Below are 10,366 nucleotides of genomic sequence, written 5' to 3'. Positions count from 1 at the left end.
GTGTCGCTTCTCGGGTCGCAAGTAAGGCTAGATAAGACTTTGCGTGCTAATAGACTGTATTTTATACGATTTACTAAAACAAATTGTAAATGCTCAAATATTAGTCTTTTCACGCAGTAAAAAAATGCGTAAAATGCGCGCCCTTGCTGGTACAGAACTGTGATGACGTTTTGAAAATCGGAAACTATCAACTTAAGAACAATCTTATCGTTGCCCCTATGGCAGGAGTGACTGACAGACCATTTCGAGAGTTGTGTCTTCGCTATGGAGCAGGCATGGCCGTCAGTGAAATGATGTCCTCTAATCCTGCTCTATGGAATACGTCAAAGTCGATGCAACGTATGGTACATGAGGGCGAATCGGGCATTCGCTCGGTACAAATTGCGGGAGCCGACCCACAGCTTATGGCCGATGCAGCCCAATTTAGTGTTGAGAACGGTGCTCAGATCATCGACATCAACATGGGTTGCCCAGCAAAAAAGGTGAATAAAAAGCTGGCGGGTTCAGCCTTACTCCAATTTCCGGAGACGATTGAACAGATCTTGAAAGCGGTGGTGAACGCCGTTGATGTCCCAGTGACATTAAAGACCCGTACTGGCTGGGATACAGACAACAAAAACTGTGTCTACATCGCTAAATTAGCCGAAGACTGCGGCATACAAGCTTTAGCCCTGCATGGCAGAACCAAAGCGTGTATGTACAAAGGCGAGGCCGAATACGACAGCATTAAAGCGGTGAAAAACGCCATCTCTATTCCGGTTATTGCTAACGGTGATATCGATAGCCCAGAGAAGGCGAAATACGTGCTGGATTACACCGGCGCTGACGCTTTAATGATTGGACGCCCTGCCCAAGGTCGCCCGTGGATTTTCCAAGAAATCCAACACTATTTGGAAAACGGCACCACGATGTCTGAACTTCCGGCTGCGGAAGTGAAAGATATTATGCTTGGTCATGTACAGGCTCTCCACAGTTTCTATGGTGAGTATTTAGGCCCTCGCATCGCTCGTAAGCATGTGGGTTGGTATCTGAAAGAACATGAACAAGCAAGTGAGTTTCGCCGTACCTTCAACGCTATTGACGCAGCACCGCTGCAAATTGACGCGCTCGAAGGTTATTTTGATAACGTTGCATCATAATTAAGAGAAGAGCTAGACCGCATATGTTCGAACAAAACCTGACTTCAGAAGCTTTCACAGTAACAACCGTAACTTCACAAGATCAAATCACGCAAAAGCCACTACGTGATTCAGTTAAAGCATCTCTTAAAAACTACCTTGCGCAGTTAAACGGCCAAGAAGTGACAGAACTATACGAGTTAGTTCTTGCTGAAGTTGAACAGCCACTACTCGACACCATCATGCAGTACACTCGCGGTAACCAAACTCGCGCAGCAACCATGATGGGCATCAACCGCGGCACTCTTCGTAAGAAGCTAAAAAAATACGGCATGAACTAATCTAGCTACTGCACAAATCTAGCAACTAGATACCATCGCTTTTAAAACCGAGCTTCTGCGCTCGGTTTTTTCATTTTCACCCAACGGATAACTAAAATATCAACGGGCTGCTTTACTTTGCATTAATGCAATAAAGAGATCTGATTGTTTGAGCGGACTCTCTCTTCTTCTGTTGTCGCATTTACGCGACCGCAACAAACTGGTTACATTGTGCATGTGATGGAAATTTACCGACCGATCCCCAAATCACTTGCCGTGAACAGTGCATACAATGAGTAAGGCTTTATCCCCCCAAAAATGGAGTGACTAAGGTGAGCTCGGCGACGCAACAATCTAAACACCAAGTCAAATGGGCCTATAATGATAAAACCACTCGGAAGATTGACAAGGAGTGACGTCAATGAGCTTACTGAACTTGCGCCAGACCAAAATTAGAACGCGTTTATACCTGCTGACCACGGTCACCACACTGCTACTGTTGATCCCATTTGTCTCCATGCTCAATAGTTATCAACACGATTTAATGCAATCAAAACAGACAAAAACTCGCCACATCGTCGAAACAGGATACGGCGTATTAAGTTACTTCCACCAATTACAAATCGATGGCACCTTGTCCGAGCAGCAAGCACAGACTCAAGCCAAACAAGCCATCGCGAAACTGCGCTACGAGGCTGATGATTATTTTTGGATCAACGACCTTCAGCCAAGTATGATCATGCACCCAATGAAGCCCCAATTGGACGGCAAAGATCTCTCCAATGCCGCAGACCCGACCGGAAAAAAACTGTTTGTAGAATTTACTAAAGTCGCTAAACAGCAGGGTGAAGGCTTTGTCGACTATATGTGGCCCAAACCAGGTTCTAGCGTCGATGTGGGTAAAATCTCTTATGTAAAATTATTTAAACCTTGGGGCTGGATCCTCGGTTCTGGAGTCTACATCGACGATGTCAATGCGTTGATTTGGCAACGCCTACAATCGATATTGCTCATTCTTAGCATCGTCATTATTGTGATGCTGATTCTTTCAGTAGTGATAGGAAATAGCATCACTAAACCGTGTGAAGAAACCAAACAGGCACTCGAAGAAATCGCCAAAGGCGACGGTGATTTAACCAAAAAGCTCTCTGTACAAGGTAGTGATGAGCTGTCACACATAGCGCAAGCCTTCAATGAGTTCACAGAGAAGATTCGTCATACCATTACCAATATCACACCGATCACCGACAATGTTAACCACTCGGCAAATGAGCTTACTCAACTCTCACAACATGCCTCAATCAAAGCCTTAGAGCAGCAGCAATCCGTCGATACAGTCGCATCAGCAATGAACGAACTGCATGCGAGCAATCAAGAAGTGGCTAATGCAGCGAGTAGTGCCGCGAAAGCCGCGCATACGGCCAGCAGCAAAGGCAAAGAAGGCAGCTCGGTGATTGGCAAAGCTTCTGATTTTATGGACTCCCTGTCTGCACTACTGACCACCACTGACACCACCACTAAAAACCTCGCCAAAGAGACACAAGATGTCGGAGCGATACTGGCGGTCATCCAAGGGATAGCTGAACAAACCAACTTATTGGCCCTGAATGCGGCGATTGAAGCAGCACGTGCTGGTGAACAAGGGCGAGGCTTTGCGGTCGTCGCGGATGAAGTACGGGCGCTGGCAACGCGTACTCAAACCAGCACCAACGAGATAGAGCAGATAATCAATAGATTACAGGCTCGCGCAAAAGAGCTGGGAGAATTTATGGCTCAAACGCAGCAACAATCAACCGCCACACAGCAACAAGCTGTTTTAGCGCAGCAAGTGCTCAATGAGATCGACGAGCAAGTAAAACAGATTCTCTCACTCAATGAACATATTGCTGAGGCAAGCGCCCAGCAAACCACCGCTACAGAAGAGATTAATCGCAATCTGACTCATATTGCCGAGCACAGCTCCCAAGCTGCAGCCCAAGCCGATCAAGTGTCGACAGCCAGTCAATATCTCTCAGACAGCGGCCAACAACTGAAACAGAGCATTAGCCATTTTAAAGTGTGAGCAACTCACGCCTTATCGGCTGATGAGATCACTCCAATGCCGCTAAAATTGAGCAGTGGCTGGCGTTGTCGTCTATATGACCGCAGCACGCATCGTTGATTTTTTTTAGCGCTTGACGAATCGTCGTTAACTCGGCGATTTTTTGATCAATCACCACTAGCTTAGCGCTGGTGATCGATTTCACTTCCGCACAGCTGTGTTCGGTCGCTTCCAGCTTTATTTCCAGTAACTCTTTGATCTCATCCAAACTGAGCCCTAGCTCTTTGGCTTTGAGAATAAAACTCACCTGCTGCTGATTTTTTTGATTATATAAACGATAACCAGACTCACTGCGCCCCGCCGGTTTTATTAGCGCATTTTTTTCATAAAAACGCAGCGTATCGGTTGAAACTTTACAGCGTTTGGCGAGCTCTCCAATTTGAAACATCTCATTCTCCTTTAACGTTTTTATTACGTTTGATACCCAATATCGCCGTTTTTATAAAAAATTTTGCGATGCCAAACGATTGCGCGAGCTTTTTGATGATTGTTTGGTTAGAATGTGCGCCATCAAATTTCCTATTAACTCCATGATTTGAGGAAGACCGAAGCATGAATAACGCTCGTCCTATTCACCGCGCATTGATCAGCGTATCAGACAAAACCGGCATTGTTGAGTTCGCTCAAGCTCTCGCGAAGCGCGGTGTCGATATTCTTTCTACTGGTGGCACCGCTCGCTTATTAGCAGACCAAGGTATTGCTGTTACAGAAGTTTCTGACTACACCGGTTTTCCTGAGATGATGGACGGTCGCGTAAAAACATTGCACCCGAAAGTACACGGTGGCGTGCTGGGCCGCCGCGGTCAAGATGACGACATCATGCAACAACACGGTATTAAGCCGATTGATATGGTGGTCGTCAACCTTTACCCGTTTGCCGAAACCGTTGCTAAAGCAGGTTGTACCCTAGCTGATGCGGTAGAAAATATCGACATTGGTGGGCCAACTATGGTGCGTTCTGCGGCGAAAAACCACAAAGATGTGACCATAGTGGTGAATGCACATGACTACGACCGTGTCATTACCGAGATGGATGCGAACGACAATTCGCTAACACTCGAAACACGTTTTGACCTTGCGATTGCCGCTTTTGAACACACCGCTGCTTACGATGGCATGATCGCCAACTACTTCGGCACTATGGTTCCATCCTATGGAGCCTCTTTACTTGATGAAGAAGGAAAGAAGGGTGATGAAGAGAGCAAATTCCCGCGCACCTTCAACCAACAATTCCTGAAAAAACAAGACATGCGTTACGGTGAGAACAGTCACCAAGCGGCCGCTTTCTATGTTGAAGCCAACCCAGAGGAAGCGTCAGTCTCTACTGCACGCCAACTCCAAGGTAAAGCGCTCTCTTACAACAACATCGCCGATACCGACGCAGCTCTTGAGTGTGTGAAAGAGTTCTCTGAGCCAGCGTGTGTGATTGTCAAACACGCCAACCCATGTGGCGTTGCCTTGGGCAGCGATATTCTTCAAGCTTACAACCGCGCTTACCAAACCGACCCAACGTCTGCCTTTGGTGGCATCATCGCGTTCAACCGCGAGCTAGACGCACAAACCGCAGCGGCGATTGTTGAGCGCCAGTTTGTTGAAGTGATCATCGCACCAACCGTTTCAGCGGAAGCGATTGAAGTGGTTGCGGCGAAGAAAAACGTGCGCCTGCTTGAGTGCGGTGAGTGGTCAGCGAAAACCACCGGTTTTGACGTGAAACGCGTCAATGGTGGCTTGCTGGTGCAAGATCGCGATCAAGGCATGGTTAGCCTTGATGATCTCAAAATCGTAACCAAGCGCCAACCGAGTGAAGAAGAGATCAAAGATGCTCTTTTCTGCTGGAAAGTAGCTAAATACGTCAAATCAAACGCGATTGTTTACTCAAAAGGTGACATGACTGTTGGCGTGGGCGCAGGCCAAATGAGCCGCGTTTATTCAGCCAAAATTGCGGGCATTAAAGCGGCTGATGAAGGTTTGCAAGTAGAAGGATGTGTGATGGCTTCTGATGCCTTCTTCCCGTTCCGTGACGGCATTGATGCTGCGGCGCAAGCGGGCATCAAGTGTGTGATTCAACCAGGCGGTTCGATGCGCGATGACGAAGTGATTGCCGCCGCCGATGAACACGGCATGGCGATGATTTTTACTGGTATGCGTCACTTTCGTCACTAAAAACCTTACCCCACCCTAGCCCTCCCCTAGAAGGGGAGGGAATAGAACGAAGTGACCTCACCTAACTTTTAGGAAGAGGTATTGTTCTCCAAGTTCCTCCCCCTTTAAGGGGGAGGTTAGGAGGGGGTAAATGGCAACAAACAAACTCTATACGTTAAAGGATACTCATAGATGAACATTCTGATTATAGGTGCTGGCGGTCGTGAGCACGCTCTGGGTTGGAAAGTCGCTCAAAACCCAAATGTTAAAACTGTCTTTGTTGCTCCGGGTAATGCGGGCACAGCGCTTGAGCCTAAACTTGAGAACGTCAACATTGCAGTGGAAGACATTGCTGGTTTGGTCGCTTTTGCTCAAGAAAAACGTATTGAACTAACCATTGTTGGCCCAGAAACACCCTTAGTGCTTGGCGTGGTGGATGCTTTCCGTAAGGCGGATTTACCCATCTTTGGCCCGACGCAAGCAGCAGCACAGCTCGAAGGCTCTAAAGCGTTCACCAAAGATTTCTTAGCTCGTCATCATATTCCTACTGGGGCTTACGCTAATTTCACAGAAATTGAACCTGCTTTGGCATACGTCCGCCAGCAAGGCGCGCCGATTGTGGTCAAAGCCGATGGCCTTGCCGCTGGCAAAGGGGTCATTGTGGCGATGACGCTACAAGAGGCTGAAGACGCGATTCAAGATATGCTCGCAGGCAATGCCTTTGGTCATGCAGGCAGCCGCGTGGTGATTGAAGAGTTCTTAGATGGAGAAGAAGCGAGCTTCATTGTCATGGTCGATGGCGTAAATGTTCTCCCTATGGCCACCAGCCAAGATCATAAACGCGTCGGCGATAAAGACACGGGCCCCAATACTGGCGGCATGGGCGCTTACTCGCCAGCTCCGGTGGTCACGCCCGAGATCCATGAGCGCGTGATGCAAGAGGTGATTTATCCAACGGTGCACGGTATGGCGGCAGAAGGCAACCCTTACACAGGTTTTCTGTACGCTGGGCTAATGATTGACGCGCAAGGCACACCGAAAGTGATTGAGTACAACTGCCGCTTTGGTGACCCTGAAACTCAGCCGATCATGATGCGGATGCAATCGGATTTGGTCGAACTCTGCTTTGCCGCTCTAGAAGGCAAACTCGATCAAGTGGAGTCAAAATGGGACCCACGCGCTTCTATCGGTATTGTTTTGGCCGCTGGCGGTTACCCTGCCGACTACGCGAAAGGGGATGTTATTTCTGGCTTACCAACGCAAGAAGTCGCGGGTGAGAAAATCTTCCACGCAGGCACAAGCAACCAAGCTGGAGAAGTCGTCACCAACGGTGGTCGCGTGTTATGCGCAACCGCACTTGGTAACACGGTTTCACAAGCGCAGCAGCGCGCTTACCAATTAGCCAAACAGGTCAACTGGGATGACATGTTCTATCGCAGCGATATTGGCTACCGCGCGATAGCTCGTGAACAACAGACAACAAAATAACAACGACAAAGCTAGGTTATGATCCAATAAGGCGCTCATTGAGCGCCTTATTTTTATACTTCATATTCATACTTCTGTATTGGCTTGGTGTTAAACCCACTTCGAGATGAACTTAATCATCACTTCAACAATTGCGGTTTGTCGACACAGCCATGATTCTCATCAGCAAGCATTAATAGCTCTTCGATATAGACACGGTTATTGCGGATTTTACCTAAAAATGCGATGTAGTTATCCAATGATGCTAAACGACTGACCACAAAACTGGGCAGCGTTTGGTTAAATTCCATCTGCGTGTATTCATGACCCGTGCAGGTTTCAAACACTTCTCCATCCCACACCCCTTGAATCAGTTCTAACCCTTGGTTGTCTTTATTTTTGGTTTCTGAGATCAGGTATTGTGCTTGTTGCAGATAATGGGAAAGCTGCTCTTCATCGAGTGGCAGTATTTTTCCATCGACACGGTATTGTTGATAAATGGCCTCACCAGCGTCATTAAAACGTAAGTGAACCGAATAAGGTACGAGCGATTTTTTTTGTAGCTGCTCACCTTCGCGCTTGAGCTCTCTTAATGTCCCTTCATCCCAGCGATAATTGGTTTTATACCAACCATAATCACCTGATGCGACATAATCGGCGGCGCTGTTTGGAGAGGCTGAACGCTCGATATACCAATAAAAACTGGTGGCATCACCCATGGTTTGCCCACTGGTATAATTGGAATATTGTTCGAGACTAGGCGTATGGCTAGAAGAGGAGCACCCCACTAAGACTAGGGGAAATAGAATGGATAAAAGAATTTTTTTCATGGGAGAAATCTACGCCGAGAGAGTATCTCGGCGTAGTATAAATTATTTCACTGAATCTTTCAGTGCTTTACCGGCTACAAATGCTGGAACGTTAGCTGCTGCGATTTGAATCTCAGCACCTGTTTTAGGGTTACGGCCAGTACGCGCTGCACGGTGGTTTACTTTGAATGTACCAAAACCAATTAGTTGAACTTGGTCACCCTCTTTGAGAGCGCCTTCAACTGCGCCTAAAGTCGCTTCAAGAGCAGCTTTTGCTTGTGCTTTAGATAAGTCTGCTTTTTCAGCGATAAAGTCGATTAATTGGGTCTTGTTCATTAGGTTTCCCTTCTCATGTGTTATCGAATTGACCTCACTCTAAAACATAAAGCCCCCGTCTGGCAAAGGTTTGTCGCTGATCTTTTGTCTCTATGCCGCACTTTTAACCACAATATGAGCAATAACTCACAATTTGTTACTGATTGACAAAGAATATCCGCTTGTTTTTGACGCTGTAAGCCCTTATTTATAGCGTACTTATGCTTGGATACCTGATATTTCAGGTCACTTAAGCGACCTAATATATCAGTGCAATCCTGCCCAGGCAGAGCAAATGCCACATACGCCAACGGTCTATACCCAAACAACTTGAAGTTGCAGGTAGGCGGCAAGTAAGTTCATCCCCATGAGCATAGATAAACTATGTGATTGGGGTGAGCGAACGTAGCCAACACCGCTGCAGCTTCAAGTGGGAAGGGTATATATTGGTATGAGGCAAACTCAACGCAGTATTGATTTGGTATAGATTAAAACTAAGGAACAATCATGTTTTTGCTTACGGTTTATATTGCCGTTGCCATCGGTGTCTCTTTTATCTGTTCGGTTCTTGAAGCTGTGCTACTGAGCATCACACCGAGCTACCTTGCTCAGTTGCGCCAAAACGCTCATCCTTCAGCGGATAAATTAAGCAAGCTCAAAGCGGATATTGACCGTCCCTTGGCATCGATTCTCACGCTCAACACCATTGCTCACACCATCGGTGCCGCCAGCGCAGGCGCACAAGCGGCGGTCGTATTTGGTAGCGAATGGCTCGGCGTATTTTCTGCGGTGCTAACTCTAGGCATTTTGGTGTTGTCGGAAATCGTACCGAAAACTATTGGCGCAACCTATTGGCGTCAACTTGCGCCAGCTTCTGCGGTAGTTTTACGCTGGATGGTGTGGGCACTGACACCTTTTGTCTGGTTTTCAGAGCAGATCACCAAACGCTTAGCGCGTCACCATGAAGCGCCCAAAATGCGTGATGAACTCTCCGCGATGGCCATGCTGGCCAATGAAAGCGGTGAGTTTGCCGATGGCGAATCAAAAATACTCAATAACTTGTTGGCTATTCAGCACGTCCCAGTGACTAAAGTGATGACACCGCGCCCGGTTTTGTTTCGCGCCAGCGCGCAACTCACTATCGACGAGTTTCTCGTGCAACATAGAGATACGCCCTTCTCGCGTCCGCTTATTTATGGCGAAAGCAAAGAGGACATCATCGGTTTTGTACATCGCTTAGAGCTATTTAAACTGCAACAAAAGGGCCAAGGCAGTAAACGTTTAGAAGAAGTCATGAGGCCGCTTCATGCGCTGCTCAACAAAATGAGCTTATTAAAGGCGTTTGATCAAATGATGCAAAAACGGCTGCAATTGGCGTTAATCGTTGATGAATACGGCACAGTACAAGGCATTCTGACCTTAGAGGATATTTTTGAATACCTACTGGGTGAAGAGATCATTGATGAAGCAGATAAAACCACCGACATGCAGCAGCTCGCTTACCAGCGCTGGGAACGTTGGAAGAAAACACACGGCGTCATTGAAAACAGGGATGAGGAATAGAAAATAAAGGAAATAGAATGGAATCTAATCCTAAATCGACAAAAATGCGGCGTAGAACATTGCGTACTAACGCTACAGCATCAGAACAAAGTGTGTGGGCAAAGTTACGATGCCAACAACTAGGCACTAAATTTCGCCGTCAGTTTGGTATTGGTCCTTATATCGTGGATTTTTATGCGCCAAGTCATCGGCTGGTGATTGAAATCGATCGTGACTCTCATTTCAGCGAGTCTTCTTATATCTACGACCAAGCAAGAACTGATTATCTAGAGCAATTTGGCATTCGTGTTTTACGGTATACAAACGAGGAAGTACGAATACAACTTGATGATGTTGTTGAGGATATTTGTCGCTACTTAAACACCCCACCCTAACCCTGTCTCTTGATCACAAGTCTGGTGAATCAAGAGACTTAGCCAGTTCATACCCTTCAAGGATGGTTTGTAACCTAAACCATCCTTGCCATAATGTCTTTATAGAAGCACGACCCGTTCGCTTTGTATTCTTCCAACCCCCTAATCGAGCAATACC

At 47.0% G+C, this 10,366-nt stretch carries 10 protein-coding genes and 1 pseudogene; 7 read left to right on the top strand and 4 right to left on the bottom strand.

Annotated elements, in window-relative coordinates:
- Nucleotides 1-170 precede the first annotated feature (170 nt).
- The 3 genes from dusB (at nt 171) to AACQ17_RS01880 (ending at nt 3,500) form a co-directional block, all read left to right on the top strand.
- The gene (gene dusB / locus AACQ17_RS01890; RefSeq protein ID WP_010320339.1) at nt 171-1,139 is read left to right on the top strand and encodes a tRNA dihydrouridine synthase DusB; all 969 of its coding nucleotides are present in this window, start codon (nt 171-173) and stop codon (nt 1,137-1,139) included.
- 23 nt (nt 1,140-1,162) lie between these two features.
- A complete protein-coding gene (gene fis, locus AACQ17_RS01885) occupies nt 1,163-1,459 on the top strand; it encodes a DNA-binding transcriptional regulator Fis (protein ID WP_010320338.1) in 297 nt (98 codons plus the stop codon).
- Nucleotides 1,460-1,859: 400 nt separating this feature from the next.
- Complete coding sequence (locus tag AACQ17_RS01880) at nt 1,860-3,500, top strand: methyl-accepting chemotaxis protein (RefSeq protein WP_017048451.1); 1,641 nt, start codon at nt 1,860-1,862, stop codon at nt 3,498-3,500.
- 28 nt (nt 3,501-3,528) lie between these two features.
- On the opposite strand, the gene zntR is transcribed toward AACQ17_RS01880, so the two are convergent.
- Entirely contained in the window at nt 3,529-3,927 is a 399-nt protein-coding gene (zntR, locus tag AACQ17_RS01875) for a Zn(2+)-responsive transcriptional regulator (protein ID WP_013855804.1), read from the bottom strand.
- A 164-nt stretch (nt 3,928-4,091) separates the two neighbouring features.
- On the opposite strand from zntR, the gene purH reads away from it, so the two are divergent.
- Together purH and purD are read left to right on the top strand one after the other, a co-directional pair.
- A complete protein-coding gene (gene purH, locus AACQ17_RS01870) occupies nt 4,092-5,702 on the top strand; it encodes a bifunctional phosphoribosylaminoimidazolecarboxamide formyltransferase/IMP cyclohydrolase (RefSeq protein WP_094146945.1) in 1,611 nt (536 codons plus the stop codon).
- Between the two features lie 171 nt (nt 5,703-5,873).
- On the top strand, nt 5,874-7,169 hold the full coding sequence (gene purD, locus AACQ17_RS01865; RefSeq protein WP_094147362.1) for a phosphoribosylamine--glycine ligase: 1,296 nt from the start codon (nt 5,874-5,876) through the stop codon (nt 7,167-7,169).
- Nucleotides 7,170-7,288: 119 nt separating this feature from the next.
- On the opposite strand, the gene AACQ17_RS01860 is transcribed toward purD, so the two are convergent.
- Both AACQ17_RS01860 and hupA read right to left on the bottom strand, forming a co-directional pair.
- Nucleotides 7,289-7,978 (bottom strand): DUF1481 domain-containing protein, encoded by a 690-nt coding sequence (locus AACQ17_RS01860; RefSeq protein WP_017046802.1) that lies wholly within the window; start codon nt 7,976-7,978, stop codon nt 7,289-7,291.
- A gap of 42 nt (nt 7,979-8,020) precedes the next feature.
- A complete protein-coding gene (gene hupA / locus AACQ17_RS01855) occupies nt 8,021-8,293 on the bottom strand; it encodes a nucleoid-associated protein HU-alpha (protein ID WP_010320328.1) in 273 nt (90 codons plus the stop codon).
- A 486-nt stretch (nt 8,294-8,779) separates the two neighbouring features.
- Between hupA and AACQ17_RS01850 the strand changes: the two genes are divergently transcribed.
- Both AACQ17_RS01850 and AACQ17_RS01845 read left to right on the top strand, forming a co-directional pair.
- Entirely contained in the window at nt 8,780-9,835 is a 1,056-nt protein-coding gene (locus AACQ17_RS01850) for a CNNM domain-containing protein (RefSeq protein WP_094147269.1), read from the top strand.
- Nucleotides 9,836-9,852: 17 nt separating this feature from the next.
- Nucleotides 9,853-10,209 carry an endonuclease domain-containing protein gene (locus tag AACQ17_RS01845; protein ID WP_094147270.1) on the top strand — a complete coding sequence of 119 codons (357 nt, stop codon included), beginning with the start codon at nt 9,853-9,855 and terminating at the stop codon, nt 10,207-10,209.
- 13 nt (nt 10,210-10,222) lie between these two features.
- On the opposite strand, the pseudogene AACQ17_RS01840 reads toward AACQ17_RS01845, so the two are convergent.
- Nucleotides 10,223-10,366 (bottom strand): annotated as a pseudogene (locus tag AACQ17_RS01840) (IS4 family transposase); the annotation flags it as partial.

The organism is Vibrio sp. V10_P2A27P122 (genome assembly GCF_963874335.1).
Taxonomy (GTDB): Bacteria; Pseudomonadota; Gammaproteobacteria; order Enterobacterales; family Vibrionaceae; genus Vibrio; species Vibrio anguillarum.
The sequence above is the reverse complement of the archived record's forward strand: the minus strand, read 5'-3'. Positions and strand labels throughout refer to the sequence as shown.